The organism is Streptomyces sp. NPDC039430 (assembly GCF_055639435.1).
Genome location: NZ_JBVKAK010000018.1, coordinates 131,424 through 146,777, shown reverse-complemented (window position 1 = coordinate 146,777; position 15,354 = coordinate 131,424). Strand labels below are relative to the sequence as shown.

The window sequence follows — 15,354 nt, the reverse complement described above, 5'->3', positions numbered from 1 at the left end:
CATGAGTTACGTGGAGAACCCGGAGCAGCGAGGCTGGATGATCGCCGAGGTCGCCGCGGTTCCCGGGGTGCGCGAGGTGATCGTCTTCAGCGCCGACGGACTGCTGCTGGCCAGTTCCGAGGGGATGAACCGGGACTCCGCCGACCGGCTGTCGGCGAACTGCTCGGGCCTCCAGTCCCTGGCCCGCAGCCTGGGCCGGGAGTTCGGTGAGGAGGGCGGGGCCGTCCATCAGCAGATGGTGGAGTTCAACGGCGGGTTCCTGTTCATGCGCAGCGCCAACGGGGCCCATCTCGCGGTGGTGACGGGCCCCGTGGTGGACCCGAAGCTGGTCGCCCGTCAGATGCAGGCGCAGGTCATGAAGATCGGCGCCGGCAATCTGAGCAGCCCTCCGCGACAGGAGTCCGCGCGGTGAGTGAACCGGACGGTGAGTACGCGGCCAGTGCGTTACGTCCCTATGTGATTACCAAGGGACGCTCCAGGCCCTCTCGTAACACCATAGGAGTCGAGACCCTCCTCATCGCCGTCGATCCCCCGCGCGACGTTCCGGTCTCCGCGACGCGGGAGGAGCGCGCGCTCGTGCGGATGTGCGAGCGACTGCTGTCGCTGGTGGAGGCCGCCGCCCATCTCGAACTGCCGGTGAGTCTGGTGAAGGTGCTGGCATCCGATCTCGTCGACAGCGGCCATCTGTCCGCGCGCTCCGGCGTTCCGCAGGCCGTTCTGCCCGACTCGCAACTGCTTCAGGAGGTACTGGATGGTCTCCGTCGGCTCCGCTGACCGCTACTTGCCCGACACGGTCCAGCAGGCCGTCAAGATTCTCGTGGTGGGCGCCTTCGGTGTCGGGAAGACCACCCTGGTCGGCTCGGTCAGCGAGATCTCACCGCTGCGCACGGAGGAGGTGATGACCGAGGCGAGCGTCGGCGTGGACGATCTGGCCGGCATGAGCACCAAGACCACCACGACGGTCGCCATGGACTTCGGCCGGATCACCCTCAACTCCTGGCTGGTCCTCTATCTGTTCGGCACCCCCGGACAGCGGCGGTTCTGGGATCTGTGGGACGGCCTCGCCGAGGGCGCCCTCGGCGTGCTCGTCATCGTCGACACCAGACGGCTGGAGGACAGCTTCGACGTTCTGGAACAACTGGAGCTCCGGGGACTGCCGTTCGCCGTGGCGGTCAACCAGTTCCCGGACAGCGAGGTGTACGGGGTGGAGGAACTGCGCACCGCGCTCGACCTGTTGCCGGAGACACCCGTGGTGATGTGCGACGCGCGGGAGCGCGCCGCGTCGGTGGACGCGCTGATCAGCCTGGTCGAATTCGTGTCGAACGTCGGTACGGTACGTACCAAGGAGACCGCTTCATGAACCGCGCCTCCCCGCCCGCTCCGCCCCCGGCGCGCCCCCCGCCGCCCGGGTGTCCTGTGCCGGCCTCGCCGTGGACGACGCGCTCACCGTCGTCCCCTGAGAGGACCGTCCCCGACAGGACCGTCAGGGCCCGGTGCCGGGCCGGCGGATAACGGCCTCCTCATCGCGGCCGGCGCGCCTCCGTCACAGCCGGCCCGCCTCGACGATCCGCCGCAGGAAGCGTCTCGTACGCTCCTGCTCCGGATCCCCGAACACCTGCTGGGGCGTACCGCGCTCCAGCACCACCCCGTTGTCCAGGAAGCACACCTGGTCGGCCACCTCACGGGCGAAGCCCATCTCGTGGGTGGCCAGCACCATCGTCATCCCCTCGCCCTTCAGATCGCGTACGACCGAGAGCACCTCACCGACGAGTTCGGGGTCGAGCGCCGCCGTGATCTCGTCCAGGAGCAGCAGCCGCGGCCGTACCGCGAGCGCGCGTACGATCGCCGCGCGCTGCTGCTGACCACCACTGAGCCGGTCCGGGTACTCCCCCGCCTTGTCGCCGAGGCCGAGCCGTACCAGCAGCTCGCGCGCCCGCGCCTCCGCCTCCTCGCGGGGGACGCCGAGGACCCGGCGCGGCGCGAGTGTGATGTTCTGAAGGACCGTCATATGCGGGAAGAGGTTGTACGACTGGAACACCACCCCGATACGGCGGCGCACCGCGTCCGGATCGGTCCGCGGGTCGGTGATCTCCTCTCCGTCGAGGAAGATCGCGCCGTCGTCGATCTCCTCCAGCAGATTGGCGCACCTCAGCAGGGTCGACTTGCCGGATCCGGAGGCGCCGATCAGCGCGGTGACGGTGTGCGGGGCCACGTCGAGACTGACATCGCGCAGGACGACCCGGTCCCGCCCGAAGGTCTTGCGTACGGACTCCAGTCGCAGCACCGGACCATCGGCGCCGCCCGTCGCGCGAGTGCCGTCACCCGCCGCGCGCGTGGCTTCGGGGGCCGTGCCCGTGGGCTCCGTACCGGTGGATTCCGTACGGGTGTCGTCGGCCGTCATACGGTTCCTCCCTGGGCGCGCCGGCGGTCCATCCGGGCCGTGACCCAGTCCGTGAAGCGGGTCATCGGGATCGTCAGCGCGACGAAGACCAGGCCCGCGACCACGTAGGGCGTGTAGTTGAAGTACTTTCCGGCGATGATCTGCGCCGCGTAGACGGCGTCCACGGCACCGGCGATCGACACGAGACCGGTGTCCTTCTGCAACGACACCAGGTCGTTGAGCAGCGGCGGCACGACGCGCCGTACGGCCTGTGGGAGGACGACGTACCGCAGCGTCCTGGCGCTGGACAGCCCCAGCGAACGGGCCGCCGCCCGCTGGGAGGGGTGTACGGACTCGATGCCCGCCCGGAACACCTCGGCGACGTACGCGGAGTACGTCAGGACCAGCGCCGTCCCGCCCAGCAGCACGGGGTCCGTGGTGACGCCCTCCAGCCGCAGCGCCGGGACCCCGAAGACGACCATCAGCAGGCAGATGATCAGCGGCAGCCCGCGGAAGAAGTCGGTGTAGGCGGTGGCCAGGGCGCGCACGGGGAAGAAGACCGGGCCGCGCAGGGTGCGGGCGACGGCCAGCAGCAGCCCGAGCAGGAGGACACACACCCCGCAGACCGCCAGCAGCCGCAGATTGAGCAGCAGTCCGTCGAGCACCTCGGGCAGGGCCATCCGCGCGTACTCGGCGCTGAAGAAGGTCTCGCGGGTGCGCTGCCAGCCGGGCGAGCCGGTGACCACGAGGAACAGGACCGCGCCCGTCACCAGCGTGGAGAGCGCGGCGACGGCGGTGGCCCTGCGGGCACGGGCGCGTTTGTACCGCTCGCGCGCGATCCGTCGCGCCGAGGGCGTGTACGTGTCCTCCCCGGGGCCGGGCCGGCCGTCGTCCCGTTCCCCGGTCCCGCCGTGGCCCCGCTTCCCGCCCCCGCCTTCGTCCTTCGTCAGCCGGGTGGTGTCCGAGGAGGTCACTTGAGCACCGGGGCGTTCACGGCGTCGGAGAGCCACTGCTTCTCCAGCGCGGCGAGCGTGCCGTCCGCGCGCAGTCCGTCGACGGCGCGCGTGACGCAGGACGTGAGTGCGCTGCCCTTGTCGAGGACGAGTCCGAACCGCTCCGCCACGCCGGCCGAGTCCGCGAACTGGCCGACCACCTTCGCGTCCGGCACCTCCGCACCGGTGATGTAGAAGGCCGTGGGCAGATCGACGACGATCGCGTCGACCTGACCGTTGCGCAGCGCCGACTTGGCGAAGTCGTTCTTCTGGAAGACGGCGGGCTGCCGCGTCGGCTTGATGATCTGGTTGATCGTGTCGAGGCTCGTGGTGCCGACCTGCGCGCCGAGCCTGGCGTCCTTGAGGCCGGCCGCGGTCGTCGCCTTGGCGTACGGGGAGTCCTTCAGCGCGATGACGGCCTGCCGTACGTCGTAGTAGCCCGAGGAGAAGTCGACGGCCTTCTTGCGCTCGTCGCTGATGGAGACCTGGTTGATGTCGAAGTCGAAGTTCTTCTCGCCCGGTGCGAACGAGTTGTTGAACGGCACGGTCTGCCAGACGACCTGGTTCTTCTCGTACCCGAGGGCCTTGGCCACGGCGTAGGTCACCGCCGACTCGAAGCCCTTGCCGCTCGCCGGGTCGTCGTCCTGGAACCAGGGCGCGTACGCCGGCTTGTCCGTGCCCACCGTCAGCTTCCCCTTCGCTCGCGTGGCCAGTGCGCCCGGGTCGCAGGAGGACGCGGAGGACCCTGAGGACGACGCGTCGGCCCCGGTCGAGGTGTCCTGCGGGGCGCAGGCCGTGGCGGCGGCGATGACGAGGAGGGCGGGAAGCGCGGGGAGAAGGCTTCGGGCGGTGAGGTGCATGGCGGGAGAGTGGCACCGCGCGGGGGGCTCTGTCGAGATCAGGGCATTGCGATCGCATGAATTCCGCCGGTGGGCGGGTTCGTGTGGCCGGGATCCGCCCCTCACGTTCCCGGCGCCGCGCCGCGCCGCACGCCACCGCGCCCCGGCCGACTCGTGCCCGTATGCCAGGCGGTTCCTACGGCCCACTCGGCGCACGCGGCCCGCACACCCCGCGTGGCCCGCACGGCACCCGCCGTCCGGCGGATGATCTCCGCCGTCCGGCACCCCCGACGGGCTCGGGTCCGGATGCAGGATGGCCGCACCGGTCACAGGGGCGTGACCGCGACCCAGGGAGGTACCCATGAACGCCACTCCGTCCTCCGGTGCACCGTCCGGCCGGCCCGGTCCGCCACCGCCGCCGCCGTTCGATCCGGAGCTCGCCGCCGCGCTCGGCGTCATCGGTGAGCGCCTGGGCGCCCTGCTGAAGCTCGATGACATCCCCGCTGTGCGCGGGAGCGAGGTCATCGACCGGCTCTCGGACGAGGAGCTGCGGCAGGACGGCGCGTTCGAGATCGAGGAGCGCGCGGTACCCGGCCCGCCGGGCGAGCCGGACATCTCCCTGCTGATCGCGCGGCCGGCCGGAGCCGGCACGTCGCTGCCCGCGCTGTACAACATCCACGGTGGCGGGATGATCCTCGGCGACAACAGGTCGGGCATCCCGCCCTTCCTCGACCTGGCACGGGAACTCAACCTGGTGATCGTCTCGGTGGAGTACCGGCTGGCCCCAGAACATCCGCACCCGGCGCCGGTGGAGGACGCCTACGCGGGGCTCGTCTGGACCGCCGGCCACGCCGACGAGCTGGGCATCGACCCCGGCCGGATCATCGTCGCCGGCGGCAGCGCGGGCGGGGGTCTGGCCGCCGCGGTCGCACTGATGGCACGCGACCGGGGCGGCCCCGCGCTGGCCGGGCAGATGCTGATGTGCCCGATGCTCGACGACCGTAACGACACCGTCTCCAGTCATCAGATGGCCGGCCTCGGGGTATGGGACAGGGCGGCGAACCACACGGGATGGACCGCCCTTCTCGGGGACCGGCGCGGCGGCCCCGATGTCTCCCCGTACGCCGCGCCCGCCCGCGCCGAGGATCTGTCGGGGCTGCCCCCGGCGTTCATCGACGTCGGTTCCGCCGAGACCTTCCGGGACGAGGACGTCACGTACGCCAGCCGGCTGTGGCAGGCCGGTGGCCGGGCCGAGCTGCATGTGTGGCCCGGCGCCTTCCACGGGTTCGAGAGCCTGGCGCCGCAGGCGGCGATCTCGCAGGACGCGCGGAACGCTCAGCTGACGTGGCTGCGCAGACTGCTCGCCGCCGGCTGACCCCGCGCACCGGCCGCCGGGCCCACGGCCGGACCCGCCGGCGGGCAGGCGAACGGACCGAGATCTTCCGGAAAGAGCACAGGAGTGGTTGGCACCGGCCGTTCGGAGAAGCAGGATGAGGGTGTGAAGGAGCTCGCGGGCAGGCTTGCGGCGCTGGACCCCGACGCGGGCGCGGCCCTCCAGGTGATCGCGTACTTCGACCGGCTGATCGAGGGCCGCGCGGGCCTGGAGTCGCTGGTGCGCGGCGCGGCCGTGCTGTCGGGCTGTCCGGCCCGGCTGGTGGACGACGAGCGTGGCGTACGTATCCGGGTCGACGCCGACGGGATACGCCGGGACCGGGCCGGACCGGCGCTGTCGTCGTGGATGTCCGCCCCGCTGGTGCCCGGCGGCGCCCCGGCGGTCTGGCTGGAGAGCGCGGGACCGCCCGGCGGAGTCCACGGCATGGTGCTGGAACGGACCGTGGCCGCCGCCCGTGTGGTCCTCGACAGGACCCGCGGCCGGGCACCGCTGACGGGCCCGGCCGCCGATCCCGCCTCGGTGGAGGTGCTGCTGGACGCGTCGGCCCCTGAGCACGCCCGGTGGCAGGCGGCCGGCCGGCTCGGGCTGCGGAACGCGGCGCTGGCCCGGGTGGTGGCGCCCGCGGGCGCGGCGCCGGTGGTCGAGGCGGTGCGTACCCCGGAGGTCCCGCCGCCGGCCGACGGCCCGCGCGCGGGTGTCGGTCCCGCGGTGCCCGTGCTGGAACTGCCGGCGTCCGCGGCGGCCGCCAGGACCGCGCTCCGGTTCACCGCGGAGGGCACCGACCAGGATCCCGGGCCGAGGACGGTGTACGCGGACGAGCTGGGCGGTCTCGCCGTGCTGGCGGCCTCCGTGGGCCCGGACACGGAACCGATCCCCGACGTGCGCGCGCTCGACCGGGCCGTCGCCGCGACCCCCTGGGCGGCCTGCACACTCCACACGGTCGCGTACTCCACGAGCCTGCGGGCCGCCGCCGCGGAACTGAACATGCATCACTCCACGCTTCAGGACCGGCTGGCGCAGGCGGAGCACTGGCTCGGCTGGCCGGTGCACGATCCACGGGGACGGCTGCGGCTGCAACTGGCCCTCGCGCTGTGGCGGCTGGGCCGCAACCGCCACCTCTGAGGAGGCGGTCAGCGATGTGTGAGGCGGCATGTGGGGCTGTGTCGTTACCCTGGGTCCTGATGTTCACACCTCAGGGCCCGACCCTTCGCGAACTCGCCGTGCAGGCGTTCTCGTCCATCGAGCACGGTTACGACCTGCTGGCGCCGAAGTTCGACCACACGCCGTTCCGTACGCCCGGTCATCTGCTGGACGCCGTGGTGCGTACGGTCAGGCCGCTCGGACCGTTCGCCACGGGCCTCGACATCTGCTGCGGGACCGGGGCCGGAGTGGGGGTGCTGCGGCGGCTGTGCGACGAGCGGGTGACCGGTCTCGACTTCAGCGCGGGCATGCTCACCGCGGCCGCGGCCGCTTCCGCCTCCTCCGCCGGTTCCTCCGAGTTCACCTCGGCGGCCGTGGACTGGGTACGGGCCGACGCGCGCGCCCTGCCCTTCGCGCCGGTCTTCGATCTGGCCGTCAGCTTCGGGGCGTTCGGCCATTTCCTGCCCGCCGAGCGGCCCGTGCTGTTCGCGCAGGCACACGCCGTGCTGCGGCCGGGCGGTCTCTTCGTCTTTCCCGTTCCGGCCCCGCCCCGCGTCGGCTCCCCGCTCTACTGGGCGCTCTGGGGATTCGATACGGCGATGCGGCTGCGCAATCTGCTCTGGCAGCCGCGGTTCGTCATGTACTACCGCACGTTCAAGCTGTCCGGTGTACTGGACGAACTGGCCCGGACGGGGTTCACCACGGAACTGCTCCCGCTGACGGACCTCGGCCGGCGCCCCGACGGCAGCCCCCGCTGCGCCCTGGTGGTGGCACGCCGGAAGTGAGCCCGGATCCCTCGCGTGGGCCCCCGCGCGCCCTGCCGGATCCGGCCGGTCAGTCGTCCAGTGCCCGTCCCGGCCCCCGGGGTCCGGGACGTTCGTCGAGCACTTCGGGAAACTCCTGGTCCCGTGGCTGCGGCGGCTGCGGACCATGGCCGGTCATGATGATGGTCTGTTCGATGCGCACCACACGGTAGACATCACCGCCGATGATCACCTGGTCCTCGCCGCGTACGACCGCCTCGGCGGCCCGGGTGAAGCGCGGCCCCAGCTCGCCCGCGTCCAGGGCCCGTACCCGCAGCACATCACGGAGATCCGTCCTGGCCTCCGCCTCGGCGGGAACGGCCGGAAAGAGCTGCCGCCAGCCCCCGTCCTCGTGGAGCATCGCCGCATACGCCGTGTAGTGGGAGACCGATGTCCGCTCCCAGTCCGGACCGCTCACCGGGAACCTGCGCCGCAGCGCCTCCTCCCGCTGGCCCAGCTCCAGCAGCCGCCGGGCCGCCGCGTCATCGAATAACCCGCCCGCGGACTCGTCGTCCGCCGTCTCATCGTCCGCCGCATCGTCGGGGTTCGCGCTCACCTGAGTAGCGTGCCGCAAAACGGCGGTCACCGAGGTCGGGATAGGAGGATCTTCCGGAGTAAATCCCGCCATGTTTACGCGGTGCGGATCGGCCCGGGACCGCCGTCCGCCACTATCCGCGCCCGCCCGGGAAGTATCGTTCCAGCAGGTCGTTGCGGAAGACGCCCGCCGGATCCAGCTTCGCCGTCAGCGCCTCGAAGTCGGCGTACCGCTCGTACAGCCCGCCGAGCCGCTCCGGGCCCATCGTGAACAGTTTCCCCCAGTGCGGTCTGACCTCGAACGGCGCCAGCGCCTCCTCGATCGCGTCCAGCACGGGCGTGACGGCCGCGGTGTCCGGGTGCCAGGTGAAGTGGAAGGCCACGGTGTCCCGTCCATAGGCGGGACTGAGCCATAGTCCGTCGGACGCGACCGTCCGGATCTCACCGATCTGGAGGACCGGCGCGACGCGCTCCCTGATCCGGGCCAGCGCGTCGAAGGCCGCCCGTCCGTCCTCCCGTGCCACGAAGTACTCGCTCTGGAGCTCCTCGCCGCTGCTCGGAGTGAACTCGGGCCGGAAGTGCGGCAGCCGTTCGTGCCAGGGCCCGGGGACGCCGGACTGCTCGGTGCAGGTCGACGGGTCCATGCCGGGCACCGGGTGCCGGGGGCCGTCCGCGTGTACGGCACCGAACCGGCGGTCCGGCGCCTGCTCCGGATCGCCGTCGCCGACGCGCTGCTTGAGCCACATCAGCTCGATCCGGTCCGTACGCCAGCTGGTGAAGAGGCTCACGCTGTACGCGGCGGAGAGCACCTCGTCGAACCGCTCGCGCAGTCGCTCGTACGGGAGTCCCTCGTACACCCACTGCCGGACGTCGTACGCGGGTACGAGGTCCAGCGTCATACAGGTCACGACGCCGGCCGCGCCCAGGGCGACCACCGCGCCCGCGAAGTCCGCGTCGTCCCGGTCGAGGACGAGCAGTTCGCCGTCAGCCGTGACGAGTTCGAGCGCGCGTACCGCCGAGGCCAGGGTGCCGTTGCCCGCCCCGGATCCGTGCGTTCCGGTGGCGCAGGCACCGGCGACGGAAATGTGCGGGAGCGAGCCGAGGTTGTGCAGGGCCAGGCCCGCCCGGTGGACGGCTCCGGTGAACTCGGCGAACCGCAGACCCGCGCTGACCGTGACGGTGGCGGCCGCCTTGTCGATCTCCACGACCCGGGGCAGTCCCGCCACCGAGACCAGATCGCCGCGGGTGTCCGCGATGGTGTTGAACGAGTGGCCGCTGCCCAGCGCGCGCACGGATCCGCTCCCGGCGACGATCTCCCGCAGCCGCTCCACGGAGGACGGTGTGTGGACACGTGCCGCGTTGAAGGTGATATTGCCCGCCCAGTTCCGCATCACGGGAGGTATGGCCCGGTCACGGGGGACATCGGGGCTACCGGGCGGCTGGAGCACGGGGTTCTCCTTCTCTGCGGGCAGGGGCACCGCGGTCGGGCACTGCGGGTCGGTGTGGCGGTCCGGCGTGGCGGCCGTGCCCACCCCCGTACTTCTTACCTCATACGCCCGCGGCGCCGGCCCGCGTGGTGCGGGCAGGGCGGCCGGTGCACCGGGACTAGGGTGTCGATTTGTCGGCCCCGTGCGAGAAGGTGGCCCCGGGGGAAGACGCCGGACGCCGGACGCCGTGCGCCGGACGCCGGTGCGGAAAGCGCGAAGGAAAGCAGGTGCTCCCCCTGTGCCGGAAAGACTTCCCGTGGCGCCGCGGTGGGCCGTGGGGGCGCTGCTGACCATGACCTTCGCGACCGGTCTCGTGGACGCGGTGAGCTATCTGCGGCTGGACCATGTCTTCGTCGCCAACATGACCGGCAACGTCGCCTTTCTCGGGTTCTCCCTCGCCGAGTCGTACCGGCTGCCGGTGCTGGCACCGATCGTGGCCACGGCGGCCTTCGTGCTGGGGGCGTTTCTCGGCGGGCGGCTCAGCACGTTCCTCGGCGGCCGGCCGCGGTTCTGGCTCGTCTGCGCCTTCGCCTGCCAGGCAGCGGGACTCACACTGACGGCTCTGCTGCTCGCCACGGGGGTGCTCCGGCCCGAGGGCCGGACCACTCTCGTGATCCTCGCGCTGCTGGGTGGCTGCAGCGGGCTGCAGAACGCGACGGTACGCCTGCTCGCCCCCCGGGATCTGACGACGACCGTCCTCACCCAGACGCTCACCGGGCTCTCGGCGGAGAGCGTGCTCGGGGCCGGCATCGGCCGGAAACCACACCGCAAGATCGGCTCGCTGCTGACCCTCTTCGCCGGGGCGGCGGTCGGCGCGCTCCTGCTCCAGACGACTCTGGGGGGTGTGGTGGGACTGGCCGCCGTCCTGGTGGCCGGCGGCGCCTGTGCCTTCGCGCTGGCGCCGGAGCCGTCGCCGACGCCGGACGACTCCGCGGCCTGAGGGCGCCCGGCCCGCGCCACCTGCCGGTCAGCCGCGCTCCGCGGCGACGGTCAGCGACTCCTCGACCCGGCGCAGCGCTTCACGGACATTCTCCTCGGAGGTGGCCTCCCGCGCCTCGGCCGGGGTCATCCAGCGCAGCGGGGCGTCGGGGTTCTCGGGGCGTGCCGCGTCGGGGTCGGCCGTGGCCAGGAGGAACCGGAGGTCACCGTGTTCATGCGCGGCTTCACCGCCGCCCGCCGCGACCGGCACGATCACCACCTGTACGAGCCGTGCGAGCGACGGGTCCGGATACGGGACCAGGTCCCCGAGCCCGCTCTCCTCCTGGCCCTCCCGCAGCACGACCTCAAGCGGATCACTCTCCCCCGGATCGCCGTGGCCTCCGACCTGGAGCCATGAGCGCTGGCGGGCGTGCCAGCGCATCAGCACCCGTCCGCTCGCGGGGTGCACGATCAGCGCGGACGCCGTCACATGCAGCGGAATCGAACGCAGCCAGGGATCGTCCGCGCCCTCCGCGAGCGCGCGGACGCGAGCCACGTCGGCGGCCTCGCGCGGATCCCGTGCCCGGTACAGGGACAGCAGATCGAGGATCGGTCGCCCGACAGCGTGCATCGCGTTCTCCATGCCCGTCCTACCCGTCATGCGCGTCGTACTCGTCGCGTTCTTCGTATTCGCCGTACGCGTCCACTCGTGGAAACCGGCGCGGTCGTCGAGCACCGCGCCACCGGGGACGTTACGGATGACGGCGGCGGATGTCCTCCGAGTTCTCCGCACGCGGGGCTTCCCGCCCCGCGACGGCCACGGATCGCACGAATCCGATATGAGTCCCACGGATCCCACGGGTCCTATGAGTCCCCACGGTTACGCACCGCACAGCGTTGCGAGCCCTCCCCGGTTGCGACCCGGGGTGATCGATCGCATACGCTGCGCTACATGAACGGTGCGGCGTGGAGCGGGAGGAGCGGGCACGGGGCGATGTCTCGCGTCGTGCTGCTGACGGTGCTGGCCGCGCTCCTGCATGTGCTGGGCTGCGCGCACGGTCCGGTCTCCGCCGCTCCCCTCCCGAGCACGGCGACACCCACGGCGGCGGTCGCGGCGCAGTACCCCGCCCCCGGTCTCCCCGCGACGCCGGTGGCCGGCTGCGCCGGCCGGGTCAGCCATGGGGCGGCCGCCTGTACCGACGCGGACGAGCCGAGCCTCCTGCCGCCGCGCCCGGACGCCTCCCTCGTACCCCTCACGGTGGACGGACCGGACGCGGCGGACACCGCCGTACGGAACCCGGTGGGCGTACGCGCCCAAGCGGCGCGCGGGGACGCGCCCGGTGGCCGGGGCACGGAACAGCGGCGGCGCGCGGCGCTGGGTGTGTGGCGGAACTGACGAGCGCCCCAGGCCTCTGACGGCGCGCGAGCGGCTCCGCCCGCCCGTACCCGCCGGCGGCCCCCAGGCTCTCTGCCCGTTCACCCCCCTCACCACGGCCGGGGCGCGCCCACGCGCGGCCGGCCACTGGAGCTCTGCGCGATGGACCACTTCGGCATTTCCCCCGCCCCTCAGCCGGCCCACACCCCCGCGGCGCTGGTCGGCGACACCCCGACGCTGTGGATCGGCGCCCCGTTCACGGTCCCCGGCCGTGGCTTCTGGGCCAAGCTGGAGGGACACAACCCCGGCGGAATCAAGGACAGGACAGCCCTCTACATGGTGGCGCGCGCCCGGGAGCGCGGCGAACTGCCGTCCGGGGCACGGATCGTGGAATCCACCTCCGGCACGCTGGGCCTGGGGCTGGCACTGGCCGGGGTGACCTTCGGCCATCCCGTCACCGTCGTCACCGACCCGGGAATGGAACCGCTCGTGGCCGGGCTGCTGACGGCGTACGGCGCGGACATCGAGCTGGTACGGACGCCCCATCCGGTGGGTGGCTGGCAGGAGGCCCGGCGGCGCCGGGTGACGGAGCTGCTCGCCGCGTATCCGGACGCGTGGTGCCCGGATCAGTACCACAACCCCGACAATGTGGCCGCCTACCGTCCGCTGGCCCAGGAGCTGGTGTCCCAATTGGGCCGGATCGACACGCTGGTGGCGAGCGTCGGTACGGGCGGACACTCCGCCGGCATCGCCAGTGTGCTGCGCCATCACTTCCCCGCTCTGCGGGTGGTGGGCGTCGACACCACCGGCTCGACCATCTTCGGCCAGCCCGCGGCGCCCCGGCTGATGCGCGGTCTGGGCAGCAGCATCCATCCCCGCAATGTCGCGTACGGCCTCTTCGACGAAGTGCACTGGGTGGCCGCCCCGGAAGCGGTCTGGGCCGCGCGTTCGCTGGCGCGGGCGCGCTACGCGACGGGCGGCTGGAGTGTCGGGGCCGTCGCCCTGGTCTCGCGCTGGCTGGCCGCCGTACGGCCGCCCGGTGAGCGGATCGTGGCGGTCTTCCCTGACGGACCGCAGCGTTATGTGGGGACCGTCTTCGACGACGCGTACTGCCGTGAGCACGGGTTGCTGGGCCACCGGCCCGCCGACCATCCTCGGGAGATCGCGCATCCCGGCGAACGCGCCGTCACCCGCTGGACGCGCTGCACCACGGTGGTGGACCCGCTCGCCGCGACCGGTCCGGAAGCGGGCGACGGCGGCCTGGCGGAGGTGGCCCGGTGAAGGGATCCGTGACCGCCCCCGGCCCGCGCGCCCGGACGACGGGCCTGTGGGCCACCACCCGGTCCTTTCCGCCCGCGGCACGCCTGCTGATGGCGAACCAGTTCGCCATCAACCTCGCCTTCTACATGCTCATGCCCTATCTCGCGGCGCATCTGGCCGGTGGGCTCGGGCTGGCCGCCTGGGCGGTCGGTCTGGTCCTCGGCGTACGCACGCTCTCGCAGCAGGGGATGTTCCTGATCGGCGGCGCCCTCGCCGACCGCTTCGGCTACAAGGCGCCGATCATGGCCGGCTGTCTGCTGCGCACGGGCGGTTTCGCGCTGCTGGGCTGGGTGGACCAACTGCCCGCGCTGATCGTGGCGTCGGCGGCGACCGGGTTCGCGGGCGCGCTGTTCAATCCGGCGGTACGGGCGTATCTGGCGGCGGAGGCGGGCGAGCGGCGGGTCGAGGCCTTCGCGGTCTTCAACGTCTATTACCAGGCCGGGATGTTGCTGGGGCCGCCGGTGGGTCTCGTCCTGCTCGCCGCGGACTTCCGGCTGGTGTGTGTGGTCGCCGCGGTGATCTTCGCCGCGCTGACCGTGCTCCAGTGGCGCGCGCTGCCCGCCCGGGGCGGCGGGGAGAGCACGGGCGACCGGTCCTCAGGGGTGGGCGCGCGGTGGCGCACGGTGCTGGCCAACCGGCCGTTCCTGCTGTTCTCGGTGGCGATGATCGGCTCGTACGTACTGACGTTCCAGGTCTATCTGGCCCTGCCCTTGGCCGCCGCCGACGCGCTGGGGCCGGCCGCGGAGAAGGCCACGGGCGCCCTGTTCGTGATCTCGGCCGCCGTCGCGGTGGTGGGGCAGACCCGGCTGACGCGCTGGGCCACGCGGCGCTGGAGTGCGCCGGGAGCGCTGACGCGGGGACTGACCGTCATGGGGCTGGCGTTCATCCCGCCGGCCCTGGTCCCCGCCGGTGACGAACGTACGACACGGCTGTGGATGCTCGCGGCGCTGGTGGCGGCGGTGGTCGCGCTGGCCGTCGGGAGCGCGGTGGTCTATCCGTTCGAGATGGACACGGTCGTCGCGCTGTCGGGCGGCCGGCTGGTCGCCACCCACTACGGCCTCTACAACACCGTCTCCGGACTGGGGATCACGCTCGGCAATCTGGGCACAGGCGCGCTGTGGGATGTGGCACAGCGCCACGATCTCCGCTGGCTGCCCTGGGCGATGCTGGCCGGTACGGGCCTGACCTGCGCCGGAGCGGTGTTCGCGCTGACGCGGGGTGGCCGGCTGACCGCCCCGGTGACCCGGCCGGTACCCGGCTGATTCCTCCTTCGAGCGCCGCCCGCCCGGTACCGGGCCCGCACCAGGGCATAGCATCGTTTGCCGAAATGGACATATCTTGGTGGGGATTCGCCGCGCTCGCCGCGGCGGCGGCGCTCGTCGGTTTCTCGAAGACCGCGGTGAGCGGCGCGAATACGGTCAGTCTGGCCGTATTCGCGGCCGTGCTGCCGGCGCGTGAGTCGACAGGCGTACTGCTGCCGATCCTGATCGTCGGCGATGTGGTGGCCGTGCTCACCTACCGGCGGCATGCCCACTGGCCGACCCTGTGGCGGCTGTTTCCCGCGGTCGCCGCGGGGGTGGTGGCGGGCACCGTCTTCCTGCTCTGGGCCGATGACGCCGCCGTCCGTACCTCGATCGGCGCGATCCTGCTGCTGATGGCGGGCGTCACGATCTGGCGGCGGCGCTACGGAGCGGACAGCGCTGACAGCTCGGAGAGCGCGGCGGAGAAGACGGAAGCGGCCGCCGGGAAGGGCGGCTCACGAGCGTCGTCCGCCGGTCGCGTCAAGGCGCGTTCGTACGGCGTGCTCGGCGGATTCACCACCATGGTCGCCAACGCGGGCGGCCCCGTCATGTCGCTCTATCTGCTCTCCGCCGGCTTCCGGAAGCTCGGCTTCCTCGGCACCTCCGCGTGGTTCTTCCTGATCGTCAATACCTCCAAGCTGCCCTTCAGCGTGGGACTCGGCCTGATCGACGGCCGGTCCCTGCTGCTGGACGCCGCCCTCGTGCTCTTCGTCTTCCCTGGCGCCCTCATCGGCAAGGCGTGCGTGGACCGGATCGACCAACGGCTCTTCGAGCGGCTGGTGATCGGCGCGACCGTCCTCGGTGGCCTGCAACTTCTGCTGCGCTGAACCGCGCCTCCGCCCTGTCCGACGGGCACGGAGAACATGTACGGC

General features: G+C 72.2%; 17 protein-coding genes. 11 read left to right on the top strand and 6 right to left on the bottom strand.

Translation table 11 applies throughout. From position 1 onward, the window contains the following. Position 1: 1 nt before the first annotated feature. Genes ACZ7LS_RS31810 through ACZ7LS_RS31800 form a run of 3 tightly spaced genes read left to right on the top strand, consistent with a single transcriptional unit; the run spans position 2 to position 1,360 of the window. Positions 2 to 412 (top strand): roadblock/LC7 domain-containing protein, encoded by a 411-nt coding sequence (locus tag ACZ7LS_RS31810; RefSeq protein ID WP_129767523.1) that lies wholly within the window; start codon positions 2 to 4, stop codon positions 410 to 412. Further along, positions 409 to 774, top strand: coding sequence for a DUF742 domain-containing protein (locus tag ACZ7LS_RS31805; RefSeq protein ID WP_030353841.1), 366 nt, complete (start codon positions 409 to 411; stop codon positions 772 to 774). The genes ACZ7LS_RS31810 and ACZ7LS_RS31805 overlap by 4 nt, the downstream gene beginning before the upstream one ends. Next, positions 752 to 1,360, top strand: a complete 609-nt coding sequence (locus ACZ7LS_RS31800; protein ID WP_382668805.1) for a GTP-binding protein — start codon at positions 752 to 754, stop codon at positions 1,358 to 1,360. The genes ACZ7LS_RS31805 and ACZ7LS_RS31800 overlap by 23 nt, the downstream gene beginning before the upstream one ends. A 183-nt stretch (positions 1,361 to 1,543) precedes the next feature. On the opposite strand, the gene ACZ7LS_RS31795 is transcribed toward ACZ7LS_RS31800, so the two are convergent. From ACZ7LS_RS31795 to ACZ7LS_RS31785, 3 genes are all read right to left on the bottom strand, one after another. Beyond that, the gene (locus tag ACZ7LS_RS31795) at positions 1,544 to 2,401 is read right to left on the bottom strand and encodes an amino acid ABC transporter ATP-binding protein (RefSeq protein ID WP_382874836.1); all 858 of its coding nucleotides are present in this window, start codon (positions 2,399 to 2,401) and stop codon (positions 1,544 to 1,546) included. Next, positions 2,398 to 3,219 carry an amino acid ABC transporter permease gene (locus tag ACZ7LS_RS31790; RefSeq protein WP_385132972.1) on the bottom strand — a complete coding sequence of 274 codons (822 nt, stop codon included), beginning with the start codon at positions 3,217 to 3,219 and terminating at the stop codon, positions 2,398 to 2,400. The genes ACZ7LS_RS31795 and ACZ7LS_RS31790 overlap by 4 nt, the downstream gene beginning before the upstream one ends. Before the next feature lie 131 nt (positions 3,220 to 3,350). Beyond that, complete coding sequence (locus tag ACZ7LS_RS31785; RefSeq protein ID WP_382526786.1) at positions 3,351 to 4,232, bottom strand: ABC transporter substrate-binding protein; 882 nt, start codon at positions 4,230 to 4,232, stop codon at positions 3,351 to 3,353. A 340-nt stretch (positions 4,233 to 4,572) separates the two neighbouring features. On the opposite strand from ACZ7LS_RS31785, the gene ACZ7LS_RS31780 reads away from it, so the two are divergent. From ACZ7LS_RS31780 to ACZ7LS_RS31770, 3 genes are all read left to right on the top strand, one after another. Continuing rightward, complete coding sequence (locus tag ACZ7LS_RS31780; RefSeq protein ID WP_382526789.1) at positions 4,573 to 5,586, top strand: alpha/beta hydrolase; 1,014 nt, start codon at positions 4,573 to 4,575, stop codon at positions 5,584 to 5,586. A gap of 123 nt (positions 5,587 to 5,709) precedes the next feature. Continuing rightward, entirely contained in the window at positions 5,710 to 6,726 is a 1,017-nt protein-coding gene (locus ACZ7LS_RS31775) for a helix-turn-helix domain-containing protein (RefSeq protein ID WP_382526792.1), read from the top strand. Between the two features lie 59 nt (positions 6,727 to 6,785). Further along, the gene (locus ACZ7LS_RS31770; RefSeq protein ID WP_382526793.1) at positions 6,786 to 7,529 is read left to right on the top strand and encodes a class I SAM-dependent methyltransferase; all 744 of its coding nucleotides are present in this window, start codon (positions 6,786 to 6,788) and stop codon (positions 7,527 to 7,529) included. A 49-nt stretch (positions 7,530 to 7,578) separates the two neighbouring features. Here ACZ7LS_RS31770 and ACZ7LS_RS31765 read toward each other — a convergent pair whose 3' ends face one another. Further along, positions 7,579 to 8,103 carry a DUF5954 family protein gene (locus ACZ7LS_RS31765; RefSeq protein WP_382526796.1) on the bottom strand — a complete coding sequence of 175 codons (525 nt, stop codon included), beginning with the start codon at positions 8,101 to 8,103 and terminating at the stop codon, positions 7,579 to 7,581. A 112-nt stretch (positions 8,104 to 8,215) separates the two neighbouring features. Further along, positions 8,216 to 9,472, bottom strand: coding sequence for an FAD-binding protein (locus ACZ7LS_RS31760; RefSeq protein WP_385132974.1), 1,257 nt, complete (start codon positions 9,470 to 9,472; stop codon positions 8,216 to 8,218). A 334-nt stretch (positions 9,473 to 9,806) separates the two neighbouring features. Here ACZ7LS_RS31760 and ACZ7LS_RS31755 point away from each other — a divergent pair, with 334 nt between their 5' ends. Beyond that, positions 9,807 to 10,508: a YoaK family protein gene (locus ACZ7LS_RS31755; RefSeq protein ID WP_385132823.1), complete on the top strand. Its 702-nt coding sequence runs from the start codon at positions 9,807 to 9,809 to the stop codon at positions 10,506 to 10,508. 27 nt (positions 10,509 to 10,535) lie between these two features. Here the strand turns inward: ACZ7LS_RS31755 and ACZ7LS_RS31750 are convergent, their stop codons facing one another. Beyond that, on the bottom strand, positions 10,536 to 11,279 hold the full coding sequence (locus ACZ7LS_RS31750) for an NUDIX hydrolase (protein WP_385132826.1): 744 nt from the start codon (positions 11,277 to 11,279) through the stop codon (positions 10,536 to 10,538). A gap of 201 nt (positions 11,280 to 11,480) precedes the next feature. Between ACZ7LS_RS31750 and ACZ7LS_RS31745 the strand changes: the two genes are divergently transcribed. The 4 genes from ACZ7LS_RS31745 (at position 11,481) to ACZ7LS_RS31730 (ending at position 15,309) form a co-directional block, all read left to right on the top strand. Next, positions 11,481 to 11,882, top strand: a complete 402-nt coding sequence (locus ACZ7LS_RS31745) for a hypothetical protein (protein ID WP_382668789.1) — start codon at positions 11,481 to 11,483, stop codon at positions 11,880 to 11,882. A 141-nt stretch (positions 11,883 to 12,023) separates the two neighbouring features. After that, complete coding sequence (locus ACZ7LS_RS31740) at positions 12,024 to 13,142, top strand: PLP-dependent cysteine synthase family protein (RefSeq protein WP_382526807.1); 1,119 nt, start codon at positions 12,024 to 12,026, stop codon at positions 13,140 to 13,142. Between the two features lie 89 nt (positions 13,143 to 13,231). Further along, positions 13,232 to 14,443: an MFS transporter gene (locus ACZ7LS_RS31735; protein WP_385132977.1), complete on the top strand. Its 1,212-nt coding sequence runs from the start codon at positions 13,232 to 13,234 to the stop codon at positions 14,441 to 14,443. 65 nt (positions 14,444 to 14,508) lie between these two features. Continuing rightward, a complete protein-coding gene (locus ACZ7LS_RS31730) occupies positions 14,509 to 15,309 on the top strand; it encodes a sulfite exporter TauE/SafE family protein (protein ID WP_382876085.1) in 801 nt (266 codons plus the stop codon). Positions 15,310 to 15,354 lie beyond the last annotated feature (45 nt).